22 protein-coding genes and 1 pseudogene are annotated in these 21,032 nt (G+C 73.0%); 9 read left to right on the forward strand and 14 right to left on the reverse strand.

All coding sequences use genetic code 11. The annotated features are described in order from the left end of the window. Positions 1-9: 9 nt before the first annotated feature. The 5 genes from ACZ404_RS01855 to ACZ404_RS01875 form a co-directional block, all read right to left on the reverse strand. Positions 10-1,308 (reverse strand): DUF6986 family protein, encoded by a 1,299-nt coding sequence (locus tag ACZ404_RS01855; RefSeq protein ID WP_468435298.1) that lies wholly within the window; start codon positions 1,306-1,308, stop codon positions 10-12. A gap of 181 nt (positions 1,309-1,489) precedes the next feature. After that, positions 1,490-2,452: an electron transfer flavoprotein subunit alpha/FixB family protein gene (locus ACZ404_RS01860; protein WP_468435299.1), complete on the reverse strand. Its 963-nt coding sequence runs from the start codon at positions 2,450-2,452 to the stop codon at positions 1,490-1,492. A 54-nt stretch (positions 2,453-2,506) separates the two neighbouring features. Continuing rightward, positions 2,507-3,292 (reverse strand): electron transfer flavoprotein subunit beta/FixA family protein, encoded by a 786-nt coding sequence (locus ACZ404_RS01865; RefSeq protein ID WP_468435300.1) that lies wholly within the window; start codon positions 3,290-3,292, stop codon positions 2,507-2,509. A gap of 218 nt (positions 3,293-3,510) precedes the next feature. Next, positions 3,511-4,020, reverse strand: coding sequence for a flavin reductase family protein (locus ACZ404_RS01870; RefSeq protein WP_468435301.1), 510 nt, complete (start codon positions 4,018-4,020; stop codon positions 3,511-3,513). A 199-nt stretch (positions 4,021-4,219) separates the two neighbouring features. Then, positions 4,220-4,633, reverse strand: a complete 414-nt coding sequence (locus ACZ404_RS01875; protein WP_468435830.1) for a thioredoxin family protein — start codon at positions 4,631-4,633, stop codon at positions 4,220-4,222. Positions 4,634-4,708: 75 nt separating this feature from the next. Between ACZ404_RS01875 and ACZ404_RS01880 the strand changes: the two genes are divergently transcribed. The 3 genes from ACZ404_RS01880 to ACZ404_RS01890 all read left to right on the forward strand — a co-directional run bounded on the left by ACZ404_RS01880 (position 4,709) and on the right by ACZ404_RS01890 (position 7,135). Beyond that, complete coding sequence (locus tag ACZ404_RS01880) at positions 4,709-5,125, forward strand: DUF4395 domain-containing protein (RefSeq protein ID WP_468435302.1); 417 nt, start codon at positions 4,709-4,711, stop codon at positions 5,123-5,125. Between the two features lie 184 nt (positions 5,126-5,309). Beyond that, positions 5,310-6,038 carry a lysophospholipid acyltransferase family protein gene (locus tag ACZ404_RS01885; RefSeq protein ID WP_468435303.1) on the forward strand — a complete coding sequence of 243 codons (729 nt, stop codon included), beginning with the start codon at positions 5,310-5,312 and terminating at the stop codon, positions 6,036-6,038. Positions 6,039-6,109: 71 nt separating this feature from the next. After that, positions 6,110-7,135 (forward strand): hypothetical protein, encoded by a 1,026-nt coding sequence (locus tag ACZ404_RS01890; protein ID WP_468435304.1) that lies wholly within the window; start codon positions 6,110-6,112, stop codon positions 7,133-7,135. Between the two features lie 38 nt (positions 7,136-7,173). Here the strand turns inward: ACZ404_RS01890 and ACZ404_RS01895 are convergent, their stop codons facing one another. From ACZ404_RS01895 to ACZ404_RS01920, 6 genes and pseudogenes are all read right to left on the reverse strand, one after another. After that, the gene (locus ACZ404_RS01895; RefSeq protein WP_468435305.1) at positions 7,174-8,436 is read right to left on the reverse strand and encodes a hypothetical protein; all 1,263 of its coding nucleotides are present in this window, start codon (positions 8,434-8,436) and stop codon (positions 7,174-7,176) included. Positions 8,437-8,470: 34 nt separating this feature from the next. Beyond that, positions 8,471-9,025, reverse strand: a pseudogene (locus ACZ404_RS01900) (B3/B4 domain-containing protein); the annotation flags it as partial. Positions 9,026-9,031: 6 nt separating this feature from the next. Further along, on the reverse strand, positions 9,032-9,625 hold the full coding sequence (locus tag ACZ404_RS01905) for a transglutaminase-like domain-containing protein (protein ID WP_468435306.1): 594 nt from the start codon (positions 9,623-9,625) through the stop codon (positions 9,032-9,034). 75 nt (positions 9,626-9,700) lie between these two features. Next, entirely contained in the window at positions 9,701-10,771 is a 1,071-nt protein-coding gene (locus ACZ404_RS01910; RefSeq protein WP_468435307.1) for a threonine aldolase family protein, read from the reverse strand. Then, complete coding sequence (locus ACZ404_RS01915) at positions 10,768-11,514, reverse strand: SDR family NAD(P)-dependent oxidoreductase (RefSeq protein WP_468435308.1); 747 nt, start codon at positions 11,512-11,514, stop codon at positions 10,768-10,770. The genes ACZ404_RS01910 and ACZ404_RS01915 overlap by 4 nt, the downstream gene beginning before the upstream one ends. Positions 11,515-11,552: 38 nt before the next feature. Then, positions 11,553-12,950 carry a DUF6421 family protein gene (locus ACZ404_RS01920; RefSeq protein ID WP_468435309.1) on the reverse strand — a complete coding sequence of 466 codons (1,398 nt, stop codon included), beginning with the start codon at positions 12,948-12,950 and terminating at the stop codon, positions 11,553-11,555. A 404-nt stretch (positions 12,951-13,354) separates the two neighbouring features. On the opposite strand from ACZ404_RS01920, the gene ACZ404_RS01925 reads away from it, so the two are divergent. Beyond that, positions 13,355-14,038, forward strand: coding sequence for a glycerophosphodiester phosphodiesterase (locus ACZ404_RS01925; RefSeq protein WP_468435310.1), 684 nt, complete (start codon positions 13,355-13,357; stop codon positions 14,036-14,038). A 3-nt stretch (positions 14,039-14,041) separates the two neighbouring features. Here ACZ404_RS01925 and ACZ404_RS01930 read toward each other — a convergent pair whose 3' ends face one another. Beyond that, entirely contained in the window at positions 14,042-14,581 is a 540-nt protein-coding gene (locus tag ACZ404_RS01930) for a GNAT family N-acetyltransferase (protein WP_468435311.1), read from the reverse strand. A gap of 69 nt (positions 14,582-14,650) precedes the next feature. On the opposite strand from ACZ404_RS01930, the gene ACZ404_RS01935 reads away from it, so the two are divergent. Continuing rightward, on the forward strand, positions 14,651-15,043 hold the full coding sequence (locus tag ACZ404_RS01935; RefSeq protein ID WP_468435312.1) for a VOC family protein: 393 nt from the start codon (positions 14,651-14,653) through the stop codon (positions 15,041-15,043). Positions 15,044-15,068: 25 nt separating this feature from the next. Here ACZ404_RS01935 and ACZ404_RS01940 read toward each other — a convergent pair whose 3' ends face one another. Then, the gene (locus ACZ404_RS01940; protein ID WP_468435832.1) at positions 15,069-15,572 is read right to left on the reverse strand and encodes a MarR family winged helix-turn-helix transcriptional regulator; all 504 of its coding nucleotides are present in this window, start codon (positions 15,570-15,572) and stop codon (positions 15,069-15,071) included. Positions 15,573-15,880: 308 nt separating this feature from the next. After that, positions 15,881-17,545 carry an FUSC family protein gene (locus tag ACZ404_RS01945; protein ID WP_468435313.1) on the reverse strand — a complete coding sequence of 555 codons (1,665 nt, stop codon included), beginning with the start codon at positions 17,543-17,545 and terminating at the stop codon, positions 15,881-15,883. Between the two features lie 166 nt (positions 17,546-17,711). On the opposite strand from ACZ404_RS01945, the gene ACZ404_RS01950 reads away from it, so the two are divergent. The 4 genes from ACZ404_RS01950 to ACZ404_RS01965 all read left to right on the forward strand — a co-directional run bounded on the left by ACZ404_RS01950 (position 17,712) and on the right by ACZ404_RS01965 (position 20,993). Then, the gene (locus ACZ404_RS01950; RefSeq protein WP_468435314.1) at positions 17,712-18,266 is read left to right on the forward strand and encodes a DUF5134 domain-containing protein; all 555 of its coding nucleotides are present in this window, start codon (positions 17,712-17,714) and stop codon (positions 18,264-18,266) included. 97 nt (positions 18,267-18,363) lie between these two features. After that, a complete protein-coding gene (locus ACZ404_RS01955) occupies positions 18,364-19,299 on the forward strand; it encodes a M56 family metallopeptidase (protein ID WP_468435315.1) in 936 nt (311 codons plus the stop codon). A 276-nt stretch (positions 19,300-19,575) separates the two neighbouring features. Beyond that, positions 19,576-20,307 (forward strand): phosphatase PAP2 family protein, encoded by a 732-nt coding sequence (locus ACZ404_RS01960; RefSeq protein WP_468435316.1) that lies wholly within the window; start codon positions 19,576-19,578, stop codon positions 20,305-20,307. Continuing rightward, a complete protein-coding gene (locus tag ACZ404_RS01965) occupies positions 20,304-20,993 on the forward strand; it encodes an HAD family hydrolase (RefSeq protein WP_468435317.1) in 690 nt (229 codons plus the stop codon). The genes ACZ404_RS01960 and ACZ404_RS01965 overlap by 4 nt, the downstream gene beginning before the upstream one ends. Positions 20,994-21,032 lie beyond the last annotated feature (39 nt).

The following is a 21,032-nucleotide window of genomic DNA, read 5'->3' on the forward strand; positions in this document are numbered from 1 at the left end:
CCGACGCCTTCACGTGGCGGATGCCGTCAGGTCGCCGCGGCGCGGAGCCGCGAAGGTCTCCAGGTCGGCCCGGGTCAGGCCGGTGAGGCGGGCGACCTCGGGGAGGTCCAGGGCGCCGCAGTCCAGGCCGCGCAGCAGGTAGCCGCTGAGGGCCTTGGCGGTGGCGGGCTCGTCCATGACGTCGCCGCCGGCGCGGTTGGCATAGCGGGCGAGGCGGGCCGCCGCCTGTTCGAACCCCTCGCGGTAGAAGGCGAAGACGGCCGCGTAGCGGGTCGGGAGGTGGCCGGGGTGCATGTCCCAGCCCTGGTAGTAGGCGCGGGCGAGGGCGCGGCGGGTCAGGCCGTAGTGCAGGCGCCAGGCGTCGTGCACCTTCTCGGCCGGGCCGACGGGGAGCACGTTGGTGGAGCCGTCCGAGACCCGTACGCCGGTGCCCGCCGCAGCGACCTGCATGATCGCCTTGGCGTGGTCGGCGGCCGGGTGGTCACTGGACTGGTGGGCGGCGGAGACACCGAGGCAGGCGCTGTAGTCGAAGGTGCCGTAGTGCAGCCCGGTGGCGCGGCCCCCGGCGGCCTGGATCATGCGGGCGACGGTGGCGGTGCCGTCGGTGGCCAGGATGGCCTGGCTGGTCTCGATCTGGATCTCGAAACCGAGCCGGCCGGCCGCCAGCCCGTGCACCTTCTCGAAGGCCTCCAGAAGCAGCGCGAAGGCGCTCACCTGCTCGGCGTACGTCACCTTCGGCAGGGTCAGCACCAGCCCGTCGGGCAGGCCCCCCGCCTCCATCAGGCCGGTGAGGAAGACGTCGAGGGTGCGGATGCCCCGGTCGCGGACGGCGGCCTCCATGCACTTCATGCGGATGCCCATGTACGGCGCCGCCGTGCCGTTCCGGTACGCCTCGGCGATCAGCCGGGCCGCGCGGGCGGCCGTCTCGTCCTCCTCGGCGTCGGGGCGGGGGCCGTAGCCGTCCTCGAAGTCGACGCGCAGATCCTCGACGGGCTCGCGCTGCAGCTTGGCGCGGACGCGGGAGTACACCGGTTCCGCGAGGTCCTCCGAGAGGCCGAGGACGGCGGCGAAGGAGGCCGCGTCGGGGGCGTGGTCGTCGAGCGCGGCGAGGGCCCGGTCGCCCCAGGAGCGGAGGGTGCCGGCGTCGAAGGCGTCGCCGGGGACGTAGACGGTGTGGACGGGCTGCCGGGTGCCGGGGTCGCCCGGGTAGCGGCGCTCCAGCTCCGCGTCGACCCGTGCGAGGGAGGCGCTGATCTCCTCGCTGACCGCGCCCGCGAGGCTCGTCGCCACCTTCTCCTGCAGACCCATCCCACACCCTCCAGTTTTCCGCTGTACGGAATCAACAATCCGTAGAGTGAAGTTATCCGGGGTGGTCGCGGCTGGTCAACACCCGCCCGCTCCCTGGGCGGCACCCATGCGCCGTCTTCAGGATGCACCGAGGCCCCGGTGACCGCGCCGGTCACCGGGGCCTCGTTCAGCCGGGGGCGGTTCAGCCCTTGCGGGCCTTGATCTCCTCGGTGAGCTGCGGGACGACGTCGAAGAGGTCGCCGACCACGCCGTAGTCGACCAGGTCGAAGATCGGGGCCTCGGCGTCCTTGTTGACGGCCACGATGGTCTTCGAGGTCTGCATGCCGGCGCGGTGCTGGATGGCGCCGGAGATGCCGTTGGCGATGTAGAGCTGCGGCGAGACCGACTTGCCGGTCTGGCCGACCTGGTTGGTGTGCGGGTACCAGCCGGCGTCGACGGCGGCACGCGAGGCACCGACAGCCGCGCCGAGCTGGTCGGCGAGCGCCTCGATGATCGAGAAGTTCTCCGCGCCGTTGACGCCACGGCCACCGGAGACCACGATCGCGGCCTCGGTCAGCTCCGGACGCCCGGTCGACTCACGCGGCGTACGGCCGGTGATCTTCGTGCCGGTCGCCTGGTCCGAGAAGGAGACGGACAGGGCCTCCACCGCGCCCGCGGCCGGGGCGGCCTCCACGGCGGCCGAGTTCGGCTTGACCGTGATGACCGGGGTGCCCTTGATGACGCGGGACTTGGTGGTGAAGGACGCGGCGAACACCGACTGGGTGGCCACCGGGCCCTCGTCGCCGGCCTCGAGGTCGACGGCGTCGGTGATGATGCCGGAGCCGATGCGCAGCGCCAGACGGGCGGCGATCTCCTTGCCCTCGGCGGAGGACGGGACCAGGACGGCGGCCGGGGAGACGGCCTCGTAGGCGGCCTGCAGGGCGTCGACCTTGGGGACGACCAGGTACTCCGCGTACTCGGCGGCCTCGTGGGTGAGGACCTTGACCGCGCCGTGCTCGGCGAGGGCGGCGGCGGTGTCGGCGGCGCCGTTGCCCAGCGCGACGGCGACGGGCTCGCCGATGCGGCGGGCCAGGGTCAGCAGCTCGAGGGTCGGCTTGCGGACGGCACCGTCCACGTGGTCGACGTAGACGAGAACTTCAGCCATGGGATTGCTCTCCTGCGGATTGCGAAGTCTGAGGGGCGGTAAGGGTGTTGAGCCTTAGATGAACTTCTGGCTCGCGAGGAACTCAGCGAGCTGCTTGCCGCCCTCGCCCTCGTCCTTGACGATGGTGCCGGCCGTGCGGGCCGGGCGCTCGTTCGCGGCCTCGACCTTGGTGAACGCGCCGTCGAGACCGACCTCCTCGGCCTCGATGTCCAGGTCGGACAGGTCCCAGGACTCCACCGGCTTCTTCTTGGCCGCCATGATGCCCTTGAAGGACGGGTACCGCGCCTCGCCCGACTGGTCGGTGACGGAGACGACGGCCGGGAGCTGCGCCTCGAGCTGCTCGGAGGCGGCGTCGCCGTCGCGGCGGCCCTTGACCGTGCCGTCCTCGACGGAGACCTCGGAGAGCAGGGTGACCTGCGGGACGCCCAGGCGCTCGGCGACCAGCGCGGGCACGACGCCCATGGTGCCGTCGGTGGAGGCCATGCCGGAGATCACCAGGTCGTAGCCGGCCTTCTCGATCGCCTTGGCCAGCACCAGGGAGGTGCCGATGGCGTCGGTGCCGTGCAGGTCGTCGTCCTCGACGTGGATGGCCTTGTCGGCACCCATGGACAGCGCCTTGCGCAGCGCGTCCTTGGCGTCCTCGGGGCCGATCGTCAGGACGGTGACCTCGGCGTCGTCCGCGTCCTCCGCGATCTGCAGGGCCTGCTCGACCGCGTACTCGTCCAGCTCGGAGAGCAGACCGTCCACGTCGTCGCGGTCGACGGTCAGGTCATCGGCGAAGTGCCGGTCGCCAGTGGCGTCGGGCACGTACTTCACAGTGACAACGATCCTCAAGCTCACGCCGGCTCTCCTACTGCATCGTCATTTCCTGGCTGCCTCTTGGAGGCAGCATAGGCGCCTCAAGCGGCCGATCCCGGTCGGGGCGTCCGCGCGCTCCGAACGAAATATTACTCGTCAGTACACCCAGTTCATGCCCGCTAAGCAAGCGCTTTGAACTGTGACCTTCGCAACGCAGCGTAACCGGAACTCGACCCCTGCGCAGGCCGGAGGAGGGGTGATCAATCCCGCAGGGCGGTGAAGCGGCCCTGGTGGTAGAGGAGGGGACGGCCGGCTCCGGTGGGGTCGCCGAGGACCACTTCGGCCAGCACGATGCGGTGATCACCGGCCGGGACGCGGCCGACGACCCGGCAGACCAGCCAGGCCAGCACGTCGTCCAGGACGGGTACGCCTTCCGGGCCCTCGCGCCAGGCCGTGGGCGCACCGAACCGGTCGGCGCCGCTGCGGGCGAAGGTGGCGGCCAGGTCGCTCTGGTGCTCGCCGAGTATGTGGATGCCGACGTGCTCCGCCTCGGCCATGACCGGCCAGCTCGACGCGCCCGTGCCGATCCCGAAGGAGAGCAGCGGGGGGTCGGCGGAGACGGAGGTGAGGGAGGTGGCGGTGAAACCGACCGGGCCCCGCGCGCCGCTCGCGGTGATGACCGCGACGCCGGCGGCGTGCCGGCGGAAGGCGGAGCGGAGCAGGTCGGGCGAGGCGAGCTGGAAGGTGCCGAGGTCGGGCGAGGCCGTCATGGAGTTGTCCTTCTTCGGGTGGTGAGGAGCGGGGCCGTGGCTGCTCAACAGCCCGGACAGCGCGCGCTCGCGGTGCGGGTCGGGCCGAAGTGGGCCCACCCGGGGTGAAGAAGGAGTTCGCTCGGCATGGGGTCAGGCTGACGACGGCCGACGGGCGCCGTCAAGTTCGTCCCGCGATCCGGGAGATACGTCACCCTGCTCACACGGCCTCCCCGAGGGCTGCGAGGACGTCGGCCTTGCGCGGCTGCCCGGCGGCACGCCGCACCACCCGGCCGGCCGCGTCGAGAACCAGCACGGTGGGCGTCTTGAGGATGTCCAGGTCCCGTACGAGGTCCAGGTGGGCCTCCGCGTCGATCTCCACGTGGGTGACCCCCGGCACCAGGGCGGCGACCTCGCCGAGGATGCGCCGGGTGGCCCGGCAGGGTGCGCAGAAGGCGCTGGAGAACTGCACGAGGGTGGCCCGCTCGCCCAGTTCGGCGCCCAGTTCGGCAGGGCCCAGCCGCTTGCCGTGGTCCCGCCCGCGCACCCGCACTCTCCCGCTCCGCCGCTTGTGCAGCACTCCGTAGGCGCTCGCCACGACGAGCACCGCCACGCACACCACCAGTCCGGTCATCATCTGCCCCAGCGTTCATGAGACTGCAAAGATTCCCGCCTCCCGCATGAGTTTCCGTTGCGGAATGCTTGATTCATGGACATCGATGTGAGGGGGCCGCGCTTCGGAGCGGCCGTGACGACCGGCGTTCTGGCCCTGGCCCTGATCCTGCGCAGCCCCTGGGTGCTGGGCTGGCAGACCCTCGCGTTCGCGCTCGGCGCGGTCGCGGGCGTCCACCGGTCGCCGTACGGCTGGGCGTTCCGCACGGCGGTGCGGCCGAGGCTCGGCCCGCCCAAGGAGTTCGAGCCGCCGCAGCCGCCGCGTTTCGCACAGGCCGTGGGGCTGGTGTTCGCGGGGATCGGGCTCGTCGGGTTCACGGTGGGTCCGCACTGGCTGGGGCTCGCGGCGACCGGTGCGGCGCTGGCGGCCGCCTTCCTCAACGCGGCCTTCGCGTACTGCCTGGGCTGCGAGATGTACCTCCTGCTGAAGCGGGCGACGGTACGCGCGCGGTGAAGAAGGCGCGAAAAAACGGAGGTGGGGCCGACGTGACGAGAATCTCGCCGCCGCCGGGCACCAGGACTGGCTACCCGTCCGTTCTTCGGGCACGATCTGCGAGACGCCGTAAACCTACGGCTGCGTAACTTTCCCGCCGGGAGCCCCCCTTTCCCGAGCAGAGCAGAAAGGGCCCACCCCGCCCATGGCAGAGCTGGTCTACCGTCCCGTCATCGGTCTCGCCAAGACGCTGTTCAAGGCCTGGGACCTGAAGATCGACTGCCAGGGGTCGGAGAACATTCCGCGCTCGGGCGGTGCGGTCCTGGTGAGCAATCACATCAGCTACCTGGACTTCGTCTTCAACGGGCTGGCGGCCCTGCCGCAGAAGCGTCTGGTGCGCTTCATGGCGAAGGAGTCCGTGTTCCGGCACAAGGTGTCCGGCCCGCTGATGCGCGGCATGAAGCACATCCCGGTGGACCGCGAGCAGGGCGAGGCGGCCTACGCGCACGCGCTGGACTCGCTGCGCTCCGGCGAGGTCATCGGTGTGTTCCCGGAGGCCACGATCTCCCAGTCCTTCACCCTGAAGAGCTTCAAGTCGGGCGCCGCGCGCCTGGCCCAGGAGGCGGGCGTGCCGCTCGTCCCGATGGCGGTGTGGGGCACCCAGCGGCTGTGGACCAAGGGGCACCCGCGCAACTTCCGGCGCAGCCACACTCCCATCACCATCCGGGTCGGCGAACCGGTGGAGGCCCCGCGCGACCAGTACGCGGGCGCCATCACCCGCCGCCTGCGCGAGCGCGTGCACGAGCTGCTGGAGGCCGCCCAGCGTGCCTACCCGACGCGCCCCAAGGGCACGGAGGACACGTGGTGGCTGCCGGCCCACCTCGGGGGCACGGCGCCGACGGCGGAGCAGCTGCGCGCCGGCGAGGCCCACTGACACCCGCCGGCGGGTCACCGCACGCCGGCCGATAGGGTTCGCGGTCGTAACGGGAGGGCCTCGGCGCCCTCGTGGGACCACTGCGCGACGGGGGCATGTCGATGCGGCGCTGGACGAAGGCGGCGGTGGCGGTGGCGGCCGTCCTGGCGCTGGCGGGCTGGATCGCCTCGCCGTACGTCAAGGACTGGTGGCTGGTGCGCACCGCGTGCGACGGGGCGCTGCCCGGTGGCGCGGTCCGGCACCTGGCCGCCGACGGAGGGCACTTCACCGAGGCCGAGACGGTCTCGCACCCCGGGCTGGGCGACTACGGCTGCACGGTGCGCTTCGAGGGCGACGGGGACCGCACGCTGGTGGTCCGCATGACCGCGTACACCCGGCGGGACGACCAGGACAGCGTGTTCCTGAGCGCGTTCCCGCGCGAGCGGTCCGCCGCGCTGCGTCCGCTGCCGCAGGGCCTGCCGGGGTTCGCCGACGAGTTCGGCTCCTTCCGCTTCCTGCTGCGCTGCCCGGATCTGGGCCGGGACGCCGAGGGCCGGCCGCGCAGGCTGCTGGTGAGTACCGCCGTCGGTGAGGCCACCGCGCGGACGTCCCACGCGGTGTACGAGACGGTCGTCCCGCTCGTCAACTCCGCCTCTCGGCACCTCGGTTGCGGTGCGACGCCGCTGACGGTGCCGAAGGGGGACGTGACACCGCCGGACCCGGAGCACGAGCCGAAGCCGCTCCCGGTGGACAGGGCGGGCGGCACCGCGTGCGGCTGGGTGGCCCGCGCCCGGGTGCCCGGGGTCGACGCCTGGGAGGTGCGGACGCTCACGAACGACACGGCGCCCGCCGGGCGGTGCGATCTGAGCCGGGGCAGGAACACCCTGGTCTTCGCCGCCTGGTACGGCGACTGGAGCGACCGCGTCGTCTCCTACGACGGCGTGCGCCTGTCATTGACGGCGACGGCCCGCTGCGACGGCGAGGCCGCCAACTTCGCCGTCAGCGGGTCGAAGGACACGCCCGGCCTCGGCACGGCGGAGCGGCGCCGGCTGCTGCAGGCGTTCGCCGAGGACCAGGTCCGGCGGCGCGGCTGCGCCGGGCTGCGCATGACCGGCTGACCCGGCGGCCGGCGGTCCGGCTTCCCGGGACCTGCCGCTCAGACCGTCTCGTTGAAGACCGCGTGCACGTAGGCGTCGTCCAGGATCTGCCGCATGGCCGACGCCCGCTCGGCCGGCACCTTCCGGGCCTCGGCCCAGGCGTCGAACGTGCGGAACATCTGGTGGCGCCCGTCCATCAGGTCACCGTGCACCGGCCCGCTGACCGGGCGCCGGGCGATGGCGTCCGTCGGCGGCCTGCTGCTCAGTCGCCGCCCCGCCGCCCGGTAGGCGCCCCGGGTGTGCCGGCGTACGGCCGCGTCGTAGGAGGCGAGGTCGGCGATGGCTCCCTCGCGGGCGCCGGAGGTCCTGACTCCCATGAGGGTGCCGATGCGCCGGGCGATGTCCTCGAGGTCGTTGTCGGGCCAGGTCCTGGACGTCAGCTGTCCGTCCCGCTTGTCGGGGTGGTAGGCCGGGTCGCCGCCCTCGCGGGTCAGCCGCTCGAGGTAGTGGGCGAGGTAGGCCCGTTCGGCGTCGTAGAGGATCGCGAACGCCTCCGGGTCCTCGGCCAGGTGCGCGAAGAGGTGCTCCGGGTCGGGGCTCAGCGCGCCGGAGTGGTCGAAGCCGAAGTCGGGATGCGCCTCGCCCGGGGCGAGGAAGCGGCCGAAGCGGGTCCAGCCGTGCTCGTCGGGCCGGGCCAGCGCACCGGGGACGGCCGGGGTGTTCGCATCGGGTTCCTCGCCGCCCAGCGCCGTGGTGTCGACGACGTATCCGGCAAGCATGCGGGCCATTCCCGGCTCCGCGCCGGGTGGCACGTCGGCCTGCTGGTACACCGTGGTGACCGCGTAGGCGACGCGGGCCTGGGCCGTGGTGTGCGGCCCGCCGGGGGCCGTGGCCCGGGTCGCGGCGTCCACCACACGGCCGAGCACGCGGCCGCCGTCACCGCACAGCGGTCCGGTGGGCAGCAGCGCCCGCACCGCGTCGTACCGGGACATGTCCTGCCGGGGATCGAGGGCCCCGGTCGCCGTCGCCGGGTCCTTCTCCAAGGCCCGTAGGGATTGCGGCAGTTCGGCGCAGGACCGGCCGCCGCCGCCCCACGCGAGCGGCACGGCGGCGGCCCCCGCGACCAGGACCAGCCCCACGACGGACACGAGCAGCCGCCGCTCCCGCATCCACCCGGGCCGGCCGCCGTGCACCTGTTCGCCGCGCACCGGACCGGGGACGCCCTCCCCGGCCGCAGGTGGCCCCGAGGCGGCAGTCTCCTCCTGGGCCGCCGGCTCGCCCCGTGTGATGCTGTCGTCCTCCGCCGTTCCCCCGTCGCTCATGGGCGGGAGGTTAGCGAGTGTGACGGGGTGGGGGTCAGGCGGGGGTGGCCGCCGGGGACGGGGGCTGCACCTCGACGCGGGCTCCGGGGCTGAACTTCGCCAGGAGTTCGGCGGGTTCGACGGCTGCGGCCTGCGCCTCGGCGACCGGCAGGGGCGCGAGGGTCTCCAGCAGGTAGATGCCGCAGACCGTCTCCTCGGCCAGGCGGGTGCGCGGTCCCTGGCGCCCGTTCCAGCGGCGGCAGGTCACGCCCGCGTCGTCGCGCCGGACGACCTCGCCCGCCTCGGGGTGCGCGACGGTCTCCGCCCCGCCGGAGACGGTCACGAAGTCCTCGTCGCCCGGGGCGCGTACGAGGCGCATGCCGCCCTCGATGCGGTCGAGGTCCTCGCCGCCGACGGGGATCAGCCGGGCGACGCTGACGGCGTTGTAGAGGTCGAACGAGCAGATTGATCCGGGGGAGCCCGGCGTCGGTCAGGGCACGCCCGGCCAGCGCCTCGGCCGAGTTGCGGGTGCGTGACGGCTTGGCCCCGAAGGCGGAGTACGCCATGCGGCCATGTGCGGGTCCTCGTGCGGCGCGCGTCCGCCCAGGCGTGCACCTCAGAGAGTGCTGGGGAGCGTCTTCCACAGGTGCGGCCGGTCCGGGGCGGATTTCAGCGCGCCGAGGACCGCCGGGTGAGGTTCAGCATACAGCACTGGATAGTCCACCTCATTGGACGAAGGATCGGGGATCCAGGCCAGCCGCTCACCGTCCAGGGAGAACTGGGCGTCGACGCCCGGCTTGTTGCCACGGGGATCCTGCCGGTGCCAGGCGCCGTGGAAGCGGACGGCGACCAACCCGTGCACGGCGTGCCCGCTGCCGTCGTCGTGCGCCAGTCGCTGATAGCAGAGCGCCGTGGGGATGTCCTCGGCACGGAGCAGGGCGGTGAGCGCGTGCGCCTTGGCGTAGCAGATGCCGGTGCGCTGCACGATCACGTCGGAGGCGCGCCAGGTCACGCGCGGGTCGCCGGTGTCGGCGGAGTGCGGGACGGCGTCGCGTACGAACTCGTACGCGGCCCGTGCATACCCATACGAGTCAGCTACGCCCTCGGCCAGCCGGGCGGCGGTCTCCCGCACCACGGGATGATGATGGTCGATGGCCTCGTCCGAGGCCAGATAGGCGGAGAGGTCGGCGGTGTTCTGGATCAGCTCCATGACCGCAGAGCATAGGAATGCGATCACCCGACAGTCAATGACTTTTCAGGTGACCGCATACCTATGCATCGCTGTCTAGCGCGCCATCTCCTCCTTGAGCGCGGCCACGAACAGATCGACGTCCTCCTCCGTGGTGTCGAAGGAACACATCCAGCGCACCACGCCGGCGGCCTCGTCCCAGAAGTAGAACCGGAACCGCTTCTGCAGCCGCTCGCTCACGTCGTGCGGCAGCCGCGCGAAGACACCGTTGGCCTGCACCGGGTAGAGGATCTCCACCCCGTGCACCGCGCGGACGCCCTCCGCCAGCCGCTGGGCCATCTCGTTGGCGTGGCGGGCGTTGCGCAGCCACAGGTCCTTGGCAAGCAGCGCCTCCAGCTGCACCGACACGAAGCGCATCTTGGAGGCGAGCTGCATGGACATCTTGCGCAGGTGCTTCATCCGGCGCACCGCGTCCTGGTTGAGCACCACGACCGCCTCGCCGAACAGCGCGCCGTTCTTGGTGCCGCCCAGGGAGAGGATGTCGACGCCGACCGCGTTGGTGAAGGTGCGCATCGGCACGTTCAGGGAGGCTGCCGCGTTCGATATCCGGGAGCCGTCCAGGTGGACCTTCATGCCGCGTGCGTGGGCGTGCTCGCAGATCGCGCGGATCTCGTCGGGCGTGTAGAGGGTGCCCAGCTCGGTGCTCTGGGTGATCGAGACGACCTGCGGCATCGCGCGGTGCTCGTCCTCCCAGCCGTACGCCTGCCGGTCGATCAGCTCGGGGGTGAGCTTGCCGTCCGGCGTGGGCACGGTGAGCAGCTTCAGCCCGCCCATGCGCTCGGGCGCCCCGCCCTCGTCGACGTTGATGTGCGCGCTCTCGGCGCAGATCACCGCGCCCCAGCGGTCGGTGACCGCCTGGAGCGCGACGACGTTGGCGCCGGTGCCGTTGAAGACCGGGAAGGCCTCCGCGGTGGCACCGAAGTGGCTGCGGATGATCCGCTGCAGGTTCTCGGTGTAGTCGTCCTCGCCGTACGCCACCTGGTGGCCGCCGTTGGCCAGGGCCAGGGCGGCCAGCACCTCCGGGTGCGCACCGGCGTAGTTGTCACTGGCGAAACCGCGGATCTCCGGGTCGTGATGGCGACGGGCGTCGGTCCTGGGAGGGTTCACGGCTTCTCGGTCAGCCACAGACGGGTTCCGTTCACTTCGGCGGCGGGCTTGCTCCAGACGCCCTCGATGGCCTCGGCCAGGTCCTTGACGTCCGTGAAGCCCGCGAACTTCGCGTTGGGGCGTTCGGCGCGCATCGCGTCGTGCACCAACGCCTTCACCACCAGGATCGTAGCCGCGGAGGTGGGTCCCTCGGCGCCCCCGGCCTTGCGGAAGTAGTCGCCGAGGGCAAGCGTCCACGCCTCCGCGGCGGCCTTGGCCGAGGCGTAGGCGGCGTTGCCGGCGGTGGGCCGGCTCGCACCGGCGGCGCTGATCAGGACGTACCGGCCGCGCTCGCTGCGCTGCAGCGCCTCGTGGAAGGCGAGGGAGGTGTGCTGGACGGTCTTGACCAGCAGCAACTCCAGGAAGTCCCAGTCGTCGAGGCTGGTCTTGGTGAAGGTCTCGCTGCCGCGCCAGCCGCCGACCAGGTGCACGAGCCCGTCCACCCGGCCGAAGTCCTTCTCGATGTGGGTGGCCCAGTCCCGGGTGGACTGCAGGTCGAGCAGGTCCACGGTGTCGCCGGTGACGGTGGCGCCGCCGGACGCGTACCGGGCCGCGTCCACGGCCTCCGACAGGCGCTGCGGGTCGTTGTCCGCCCCGACGACGGTCGCGCCGGCCTCGGCCAGCCGCAGCAGCGCCGCGCGTCCGGCGGGTCCGCCCGCGCCGGCCACCGCGATCACCGCACCGCTGAGAGCCCCGTTCCCCATGTTCTTCCCCTTAAGCGCAGTGTTCCGGACGCGGTCGCTCACGCGGCGATCCGCTCGGCACCGTCCGCCGTGATGCCCTTGGTGGAGGCGATCACGTTCTTCAGCTTCTTGGACAGGGCCTCATAGAACATGCTGAGCGGAAACTCGTCCGGAAGCACGTCGTCCACGAGCTTGCGCGGCGGCTGGGTCAGGTCCAGGGCGTCCGGACCCTGGGCCCACTTGGAGCCGGGGTGCGGGGCGAGGTAGGTCGAGACCAGCTCGTAGCCGGCGAACCAGTGCACCAGCTTCGGGCGGTCGATGCCGTCCCGGTACAGCGTCTCGATCTCGGCGCAGAGCTGGTTGGTGACCTGCGGGGCACGCTCCCAGTCGATGGAGAGCTTGTTGTCGGTCCAGCGGACGACGTCGTGCTTGTGCAGGTAGGCGAAGAGCAGCTGACCGCCGAGGCCGTCGTAGTTGCGGACGCGGTCGCCGGTCACGGGGAACCGGAACATGCGGTCGAAGAGGACCGCGTACTGCACGTCACGGGCCTGCGGCACGCCGTCCGCCTGGAGCTTCACGGCCTCCTTGAAGGCGGTGAGGTCGCAGCGCAGCTCCTCCAGGCCGTACATCCAGAACGGCTGGCGCTGCTTGATCATGAACGGGTCGAACGGCAGGTCGCCATGGCTGTGGGTGCGGTCGTGGACCATGTCCCACAGCACGAAGGCCTCCTCGCAGCGCTTCTGGTCGTGGACCATCGCGGCGATGTCCTCGGGCAGCTCCAGGCCCAGGATCTCCACGGCGGCCTCGGTCACCCGGCGGAAGCGGGCCGCCTCGCGGTCGCAGAAGATGCCACCCCAGGAGAAACGTTCCGGCGCCTCCCGTACGGCGATGGTCTCCGGGAAGAGGACCGCGGAGTTGGTGTCGTAGCCGGACGTGAAGTCCTCGAAGGTGATGCCGCAGAACAGCGGGTTGTCGTACCGGGTGCGCTCCAGCTCGGCCAGCCAGTCCGGCCAGACCATGCGCAGCACGACCGCCTCGAGGTTGCGGTCCGGGTTGCCGTTCTGCGTGTACATCGGGAAGACGACCAGGTGCTGCAGGCCGTCCGCGCGGTGGGCTGCGGGCTGGAAGGCCAGCAGGGAGTCCAGGAAGTCCGGCACCTGGAAGCCGCCCTCGACCCAGCGGCGCAGGTCCTTCACCAGCGCCTCGTGGTAGGCCGCGTCGTGCGGGAGCAGCGGGGAGAGCTGCTCCACCGCGTCGACGACCCGCTCCACGGCCGCCACGACCTCAGCCTGCCGGGGCGCGCCCTCGGCCTCGAAGTCGATCGATCCGTCCTTCGACTGCCATGGCCGGATCTGCTCCACGGCATCCTTGAGCACGGGCCAGGCCGGGTGCTCGACCACCCTGGTCAGCGGAGGAACCTGCTCCTCCGTAGCCGCCTGCACAAGAATTTCCGTCATGTCCCATCCTCCACAGGAGAACCTCGCGTATGGACACCGTATGCATACCCCGTTTCTCCCAGCAAGAGGCAACTCGGGAAATTATTCTGCCGAGCCCCATGGTCACCGCTGTTTTTCCTGCCTAAAACCGTGACGGCGGTCACTTTCGCCGAGTGGAGGGGGTGGCGTGCGGCACATCCGGGCACCGATCGGATCCGGCCGGTCAATGACGCGGGGACTCGCCCACGCAGGGGTGACCGCGGGGCGGTACGGGCCAGGCGCCGCACGCCCCGCGCCCCGATCCCTCGCGCAGGTGCGGGTTCATCGCGGGACCCGGCCATTAGGCTTCGAGCCTGCCGCGCGGACGACGACGTCCCGTCGGGTCCGCCGGCGCCGAGCCGCCGTCGACGGAAGCGAGTTGAACCTTGAACTTCCTTACCATCGGTCACCGCGGGGTCATGGGTGTCGAGCCCGAGAACACCCTTCGTTCCTTCGTCGCCGCGCAAGCGGCCGGCCTCGACCTGATCGAACTCGATCTGCACCTGAGCAAGGACGGCGCCCTGGTCGTCATGCACGACGCGGACGTGGACCGCACGACCGACGGCACCGGGCCGATCGCCGAGAAGACGCTGGCGGAACTGCGCGCCCTGGACGCGGGCGGCGGCGAGCGCGTGCCGCTGTTCGAGGAGGTCCTGGACGCCGTGAAGACGCCGCTGCAGGCGGAGATCAAGGACGTCGCGGCGGCCCGGGCGCTGGCCGAGGTCATGCACCGGCGGGACCTGGTCTCCCGGGTGGAGGTGTCCTCCTTCCACGACGAGGCGGTCGCCGAGATCGCCCGGCTGGTGCCGGGCGTGCGCACGGCGCTGGTCGCCAGCCGCTACGGCACGGACGTGGTGGAGCGGGCCCGAGCGGTGGGGGCCGCGACCGTCTGCCTCAACATCCGGCGGCTGACACTGGAGATCGTGGAGCACGCGCGCGCGGCCGACCTGAAGATCATCGGCTGGGTGGTCAACACCCAGGACCACCTCAGGCTGGTCCGTGCACTCGGTCTCGACGGGGCGACCACCGACTTCCCCGAGATCAAGCGCACCGGCCGGTTCACGGCGTGAGCGTCAGACCAGTTCCTTGACCAGCAGCTCGAACTGCAGGTCGGCGCGGCGCGGGATGCCGTTGCGCTCGTCGCCGTACGGGAACGGCGCCATCCGTCCCGTGCGGCGGTAGCCGCGGCGCTCGTACCAGGCGATGAGGTCGTGGCGCACCGAGATCACGGTCATGTGCATCTCGGTGGCGCCCCACTCCTCGCGGGCCCGGCGCTCCGCCTCGGCCAGGACCGTCCTGCCGAGGCCCCCGCCCTGCAGGGCGGGGCTGACGGCGAACATGCCGAAGTAGGCGTGCGTGCCGCGGTGCTCGAGCTGGCAGCAGGCGACGATCCCGCCGTCCTGCTCGACGGTCAGCAGCCGGCTGTCCGGCGACTGGACGACCGCCAGCACGCCCTCCGGGTCGGTCCGCTGCCCGTCCAGGATGTCCGCCTCGGTGGTCCACCCGGACCGGCTGCTCTCCCCTCGGTACGCCGACTCGATCAGCGCGACGAGGGCGTCCACGTCGGCGTCTGTGGCGTCACGGAAGGTCGTTCGGGCGGCGGTGGTGTCCATCGGGGTGGTCTCCGATCTGGTGCGCGGCTGAGCAGGTCGAGGGTAACGCTGCCGCTAGGCTCCGGATGCATGGTGCACGTACTCAGTAGCAGGACGCTTCTGCGCCCCACCGACCCGGATCGCTCCCGCGCCTTCTACGGGGAGCAGCTGGGCCTCGCCGTCTACCGTGAGTTCGGTACGGGCCCCGAGCGGGGGACCGTCTACTTCCTCGGCGGCGGCTTCCTCGAGGTCTCCGGCCGTTCCGAGACCCCGCCCTCCCCCGCGCTGCACCTGTGGCTCCAGGTCGCGGACGTGACCGGCGCGCACGAGGAGCTGCGGGACCGGGGCGTCCCGATCGTACGGCCGCCGGTGCGGGAGCCCTGGGGCCTGGTCGAGATGTGGATCGCGGACCCGGACGGCACCCGCATCGTCCTGGTGGAGGTACCCGCCGACCATCCGCTGCGGTACCGGCCGGGGATCTAGGCGATGCTCCCGGTGCGACGGTCCGTCAGGTGCGCAGTGCTCCCATGCGGCCTTCCAGACGGCTGAGCAGGTCGGCGAGGAGCGTGGCCAGTTGGCCCTGGCCGTCGGTGGAGAGGACGGACAGCACGGCGGTCTCGTAGGCGAGTTGCTCCGGGAGGATGCCGTCCACCAGGTCGCGGCCGGAGTCGGTGAGGCGGACGTGGGCGACGCGGCGGTCACGGGTGTCCCCGCGCCGCTCGACCAGCCCGCGTTCGGTGAGTTGCTTGAGCCGCTTGGTGACGGCCGCCCCGGAGGAGAAGGTCTCCCGGGCCAGCTCGCTGGGCGTCAGTTCGTGGCCGGTCCGGCGCAGGGCGCCGAGCAGGTCGAACTCGGGGCGGCTCAGCCCGGCCCGGCGCAGCGGGGCGTCCTCGGCCTGCTGGAGGAGGGCGGCACAGCGGTTGATCCGCCCGATGACCTCCATGGGCCCGGTGTCCAGCTCGGGGTGCACGGCCCGCCACTGCCGGACCACCGAGGCGACGGTGTCACCCAGTACGCCGGCATGCCCGGCGTCGGCCTGTCCGCCGGCCGCGGCCCCACGCCACGGCCGCCCCTCGGTCCGTACGTCCTCGGCAGCCGGCCTTCCCGCGGCGGCGGCCCCGGCACGCCCGGCACCGCCGGCCCCCGGCACGCCCGGTGCCGCTGCCCCCGCAGGCCCGGCGCCGGCGGAAGGTGAACGCCCCGTCACGCCCGCCGGCCCCGGCCGGCGCTCGCCCTGGACCGGGCGGCCCCTTGCCGCGTCGCCCTGCTCCGCCTCAGGGCCGTCACCGGCGGGGCCTGTGCCTCGTCCGTTCGTCGGCGTCATGGCCGTGCGTCCTCCGTCGTCCTGCCCGTGGTCCGCTCCCGCTGCGCGAGCCCCTGGCGTCGTACCGTCGCGGCGAGCGTACGGTGTCCGGACCGTTCGGCGAGAACGACCCGCTCCTCGGGCAGCGCGCGCTGCCGCCACTCCCCCGCGGCCGCGTCGGCGGTGGCGCGCAGATCGGCCAGGGCGGCGGCGAGGGCGCGGCGGGCGGCCTCCAGGGCGCGGGGCGCCGGGTGCGGTTCGGCGAGCAGGCGGGCAGCGTTCTCGCGGGCGCGTTCCACGCCGGTCAGCATCTGTTCGAGACGGTCGCCGGCGCGCCGGTTGGTGACGGCCACCGCGGCGGCGAAGCCGACCAGAGCGCCGACGAGGGTGTCCAGGACCCGCTCGCGGATCAGCAGGCCGGGGTCCTGTGAGCGGCCGAACTCGGTGATGAGCAGGGCCATCGGCGTGACGCAGACGGTGCCGAGCCAGTAGTTGCGGCCGATGAGCGCCTCGGCGCCGAAATTGAGGGCGAGGCAGCTCAGTACCAGCGCGACGGGATGGAGATGGGCGAGCGGGGCGACGGCGGCGAAGACGAGGACGCCGGCGAGGTTGCCGACGACGCGCTGGACGCCCCGGCTCCAGGTGAGGGTGAGGTTGGCCTGGTAGAGCGAGGCGGCGGTGACCAGGGCCCAGTAGGGCCGGCCGACGCCGAGGGCCAGGGTGGCGTACCCGGCGAGGGCGCAGCCGAGCGCGGTGCGGACGGCGAGGGGCGCGAGCGGGGCGAGCCGGTGCCGCAGCGGGCGGCGCGGAGCGGCGAGCTCCGTGTCCACGCCGAGGAGTTCGTCGGCGGACTCGCGCGGGGCCTCGACCCGGGGGATCCGGCCGGTGCCGCGCAGGTCGCGGGCCCAGGCGCGCAGCCGTTCGGGGTCGGTGTCCGCGGGTGCGGCGAGGGCGACCTCGGCGCGGACGAGGAGCCGTTCGAGGGCGCGCCGGGTGCCGTCGGGGCGGGTGCCCGGGGTGAGCAGGGCCTGCCAGGCGGCGTGCACGGCGGCGGCCGAGGCGGCGCGGGCCCGTTCGCGCCCGTCACCGGGGCCGCGGGTGGCCGCGTACCCGGCGGCGGCGTTCAGGGCCCGTGCGGTGGCCCGGCGCTCGGGGCCGTGCGGGCGCAGCAGCCCGGGCGCCATGCCGACCAGCCAGGCCCAGGCGCCCGCCGCCAGGGCCAGTCCGACGTGCCCGGGCACCTGGCCGATGCCCTGCGGTGCGAACAGGGACGCGGAGCTGATGAAGGTGAGCACGACGTTCCCGGGCGGCCCGATCCGGGTGGCGTCGCACAGTGCCTTCTGCACGGCCGCCATGACGGCGCCGACGGTGACCAGCACGACGGCGTCGGTGGTGAGCGACGCGGCCAGCAGAGCGAGGTCCAGGCCGCCGACCATGCCGAGCACCACCCAAGCCAGGGCGCGGGCCCGGGCGGCGTAGGGCCGGTTGTGGGCGTAGAGGGCGCACAGGGATCCGGCCATCGTGTACATCGCCAGATCGAGCCGGCCGAGTGCCAGCAGGAGCAGGTTGGGCGGGGCGACCGCGGCGACCACGCTCAGCGCGGGCTTGAACCAGATGTCGGAGGGACGCCCGAGGCGGAGCACCCCGGTGAGGGGAAGACGGAGGCGGATCGCAGGGGTCATGGCCGCCAACTTAGCAGGTATTTTACTGGTAAATCATTCCGGGGATGGTCGCGCTTACCTGCTGTGCTCCGGCGAGTGCTCCCCGTGTACACCCTTGCGCTCGCGTGCGCTCCGCGTGCCGTGGGCATCGCATCCCTCGACCGACCGTCGGGAGGGGGTGGCAGGTGTGCACGGTCCGGCATGGCCCGCCTGGCTGCTGGTCGCGCTGTGCGCGGCGACCGGGGCCTACTGCCTGCTGCGCATGCGCAGCGGCCTCGAGGAGCAGCGTCGCTCGGCGGGCGGGGAGGCGCTGATGGGCTTCGGCATGGCCGCGATGGCCGTGCCCGGAACCGTGTTCAGCCCGCCGGGCTGGGCGTGGCCCGCGTACGCTGCCGTGTTCGCGGCGGCGGCCCTGCGCGCCCTGTGGGCCGCGCGCAGCAGCCCGCACCATCTGCACCACCTCGTCGGGACGGCGGCGATGATCTACATGTCCCTCGCCATGGCGGCCGCCCCCGCCTCCCCTCACCACGCGCACACCGGCACCGGTGTGCCGCTGGTGACGGGCGCGCTCCTGGTCTACTTCACCGGCTACGTCCTGCTGTCCGGAGCACGCCTGGTGCCCGCCGCCGCCACGGCGGGCAGCGGAACGGTGGCGGTGCGCTGGGGCGACCGTCCGGAGCTGGCGAGGGCGTGCCGGCTGTCGATGGGGATAGGCATGGTGGCGATGCTCCTGGCGATGTGAGCCACCCCGGTCGCGGCCGGGCCAGGGGCGTTGCCTGCGTCACTTCGGCGCCGGGGACCGTACCCGTGAACGGCCCGACGCTCATAGGGTGCTGCCCATGATGGTCCCCGTGGCACTGCTGCTGCTCGGCGCCGTGACGGCGGTGCTGGGCCCGCGGTTGCTCGCGCGGGCCGACTGGCCGGACCGGGAGCCGGTGGTCGCGCTGTGGGCGTGGCAGTGCGTGGTGGCGGGCGTGCTGCTGTGCTGTGCGCTGTCGATGACGCTGAGCGCGGCGGCGGCCTGGCAGGCGGTGCGCGGGCCGGTGTTCGGCACGGCGCCGCGGGCCGTGGTGGACGCCTACGCTCTCGGTACGGCAGGCCCCTGGGCGGCGGCGATCGCGGTGGTGCTCGCCTGCGGCGGCCTGTGGAGCCTGGTGATGCTGGTCCGCGAGATCGTACGGACCCGTGCGCGACGGGAGCGGCGTCGGACGGAACTCCTCGTCCGCGCCCCGCTGTTGCCCGGCGAGGAACCGGCGGCCGGACGGCTGGTGGTCCTGGAGGGCGAGCGGCCGGACGCCTGGTGGCTGCCGGGTACGGCGCCCCGGCTCGTCGTCACCACGGCCGCCCTGCGCCGGCTGAAGGGACGTCAACTGGACGCCCTGCTGGCCCACGAGCAGGGGCACGACCGGGCGCGGCACGACTGGCTGCTGCACTGCTCGGCCGCCCTGGCGGAGGGTTTCCCGCAGGTCCCGGTGTTCGCCGCGTTCCGCGACGAGATGCACCGGCTGGTCGAGCTGGCCGCCGACGACATGGCCTCCCGGCGCTTCGGCCGGCTGACGACCGCCCTGGCACTGGTCGAACTCAACGAGGACAAGGGCGTCTTCGGCCCCGGCCCCACCCCGCTGGCCCACGTTCCGCAGCGCGTGCACCGACTGCTCACTCCCCCGGACCGCCTGCCGCCCCTGCACCGCCTGCGCCTGACGGCGGCGGCCGCACTGCTCCCCGTCGTCCCGCTGGCCGTCGCCCTCGTCCCCGGCCTGCGCGCACTGCACTAGACCGTCCGGCGGACCGTGCCGACGTCGCGGGGTCCGGCACGCAGGTCTGCGGCATCGTCGTCGGTTGCCGACTTCGCCCAGCTCGGCCTCGCTCGCGCGGGCGACCTCCATCGCCCGGCGGCTGCACCCACCACTGCCAGCCCACCGGCGCCGACACGGCTGCCGCTGCTCGAAGCCGGGCTGATCCGCCGGACCAGCCCCAGGCCCTGCCGCCACCAGCCCCCGAGGTGCCGTCGGACTCTGGCCGTGACCCTGCTCGTCGGCGAAGATCGCCGCATGCACCACCAGCCCCGCCGGCCAGTCGCGCCGCCCGTCGAACCACCGCCCCGTCCGCCGGCCCACCGCACCGCGGGCACCGTGGCCGCCGTACTCGCCGTCTGTTGCGCGCTGTTGTCCGCCCTGGTCGCGAGCCGGTGGCGGCCGCTGCTCACCGCGGACGGCGACGTGTCGCGGACCACCCACCGCTGGGCGGTGCGCGAACACGGGACGACCCACGCCTTCCGGGTCCTGACGGACTGGGTCTGGGATCCGCAGACCATGCGCCTGGTGTGCGCGGTCGCCGTGCTCTGGCTGGTGTGGCGTCGCGCGGCCTGGTGGACGGCGGCGTGGCTGGCGGTCACCGTCGCTCTGGCCACGATCCTGCAGCAGTCGGTGAAGGCCGCCGTAGGCCGGCCCCGCCCGGTGTGGCCGGACCCGGTGGACAGCGCCCACTACGCCGCCTTCCCCTCGGGGCACGCCATGACCGCCACCGTCGTGTGCGGGCTGCTGCTGTGGCTGCTGCACCGCCGGCCCGCGGGGCGCGCCCTGTGGCGTACGGCGGTGTCCGTGGCCGTCGTGTCGGTGGCCGGTGCGGGGCTGACCCGGGTGTGGCTGGGCGTCCACTGGCCCTCGGACGTGCTGGCGGGCTGGCTGTTCGGGGCGCTGGTGGTGGCGGTGGCCGTGGCGGTGTACGAATGGCCGCGTGGCGGCGGGGCGCCCCCCACGGCCCCGGTAGAGTCCGGCGCATGACTGCCGTGCTGTTCGACTTCTCGGGGACCCTGTTCCGCATCGAGTCCGCCGAGTCCTGGCTGCGTGCCGTGCTGAAGGAGACCGGCCTGGACCTGCCGGAGTCGGAACTCGCCGTGAAGGCACGCGCGTTGGAGGAGGCCGGGGCGCTGCCCGGCGGGGCGCAACCGCTCGCGCTGCCGGAGGAGCTCGCCGAGGTGTGGGCCGTGCGGGACGAGAGCGCAGCGCTGCACCGGGCCGCCTACACCGGGCTGTCGCGGCGGGTGACGCTGCCCGACCCCGGCCTGCACGACGCGCTGTACGAGCGGCACATGGCCCCGGAGGCCTGGTCCCCGTACCCGGACTCCGCAGAGGTGCTGCGCACGCTGCACAAGCGCGGAATCGGCGTCGGCGTGGTGAGCAACATCGGCTGGGACCTGCGCCCGGTCTTCCGCGAGCACGGGCTGGACGAGTTCGTGGACGCCTACGTGCTCTCGTACGAACACGGTGTGCAGAAGCCCGACCCCCGGCTCTTCTCGGTCGCCTGCGCCCAGCTGGACGTCGATCCGCGACAGGTGCTGATGGTCGGCGACAGCAGGCCGGCGGACGGCGGTGCGGCGGCCCTGGGCTGCCGCGTGCACTTCGTGGACCATCTGCCGGTCGCGCAGCGCCCCGACGCGCTGCTGCCGGTGCTGGATCTGGTCGGCTGAGCCGGAACGGGCCCCGGGGGGAAGGACCGGGGAAGGACC

This window comes from Streptomyces sp. NPDC030798, assembly GCF_055572275.1.

Coding starts and splice junctions, on each gene's coding strand:
- ACZ404_RS01855 (WP_468435298.1), bottom strand. CDS start 1,308: ATGGGTCTGCAGGAGAAGGTGGCGACGAGCCTCGCGGGCGCGGTCAGC.
- ACZ404_RS01860 (WP_468435299.1), bottom strand. CDS start 2,452: ATGGCTGAAGTTCTCGTCTACGTCGACCACGTGGACGGTGCCGTCCGC.
- ACZ404_RS01870 (WP_468435301.1), bottom strand. CDS start 4,020: ATGACGGCCTCGCCCGACCTCGGCACCTTCCAGCTCGCCTCGCCCGAC.
- ACZ404_RS01875 (WP_468435830.1), bottom strand. CDS start 4,633: ATGACCGGACTGGTGGTGTGCGTGGCGGTGCTCGTCGTGGCGAGCGCC.
- ACZ404_RS01880 (WP_468435302.1), top strand. CDS start 4,709: ATGGACATCGATGTGAGGGGGCCGCGCTTCGGAGCGGCCGTGACGACC.
- ACZ404_RS01885 (WP_468435303.1), top strand. CDS start 5,310: ATGGCAGAGCTGGTCTACCGTCCCGTCATCGGTCTCGCCAAGACGCTG.
- ACZ404_RS01895 (WP_468435305.1), bottom strand. CDS start 8,436: ATGAGCGACGGGGGAACGGCGGAGGACGACAGCATCACACGGGGCGAG.
- ACZ404_RS01905 (WP_468435306.1), bottom strand. CDS start 9,625: ATGGAGCTGATCCAGAACACCGCCGACCTCTCCGCCTATCTGGCCTCG.
- ACZ404_RS01915 (WP_468435308.1), bottom strand. CDS start 11,514: ATGGGGAACGGGGCTCTCAGCGGTGCGGTGATCGCGGTGGCCGGCGCG.
- ACZ404_RS01920 (WP_468435309.1), bottom strand. CDS start 12,950: ATGACGGAAATTCTTGTGCAGGCGGCTACGGAGGAGCAGGTTCCTCCG.
- ACZ404_RS01930 (WP_468435311.1), bottom strand. CDS start 14,581: ATGGACACCACCGCCGCCCGAACGACCTTCCGTGACGCCACAGACGCC.
- ACZ404_RS01935 (WP_468435312.1), top strand. CDS start 14,651: ATGGTGCACGTACTCAGTAGCAGGACGCTTCTGCGCCCCACCGACCCG.
- ACZ404_RS01945 (WP_468435313.1), bottom strand. CDS start 17,545: ATGACCCCTGCGATCCGCCTCCGTCTTCCCCTCACCGGGGTGCTCCGC.
- ACZ404_RS01955 (WP_468435315.1), top strand. CDS start 18,364: ATGATGGTCCCCGTGGCACTGCTGCTGCTCGGCGCCGTGACGGCGGTG.
- ACZ404_RS01960 (WP_468435316.1), top strand. CDS start 19,576: ATGCACCACCAGCCCCGCCGGCCAGTCGCGCCGCCCGTCGAACCACCG.
- ACZ404_RS01965 (WP_468435317.1), top strand. CDS start 20,304: ATGACTGCCGTGCTGTTCGACTTCTCGGGGACCCTGTTCCGCATCGAG.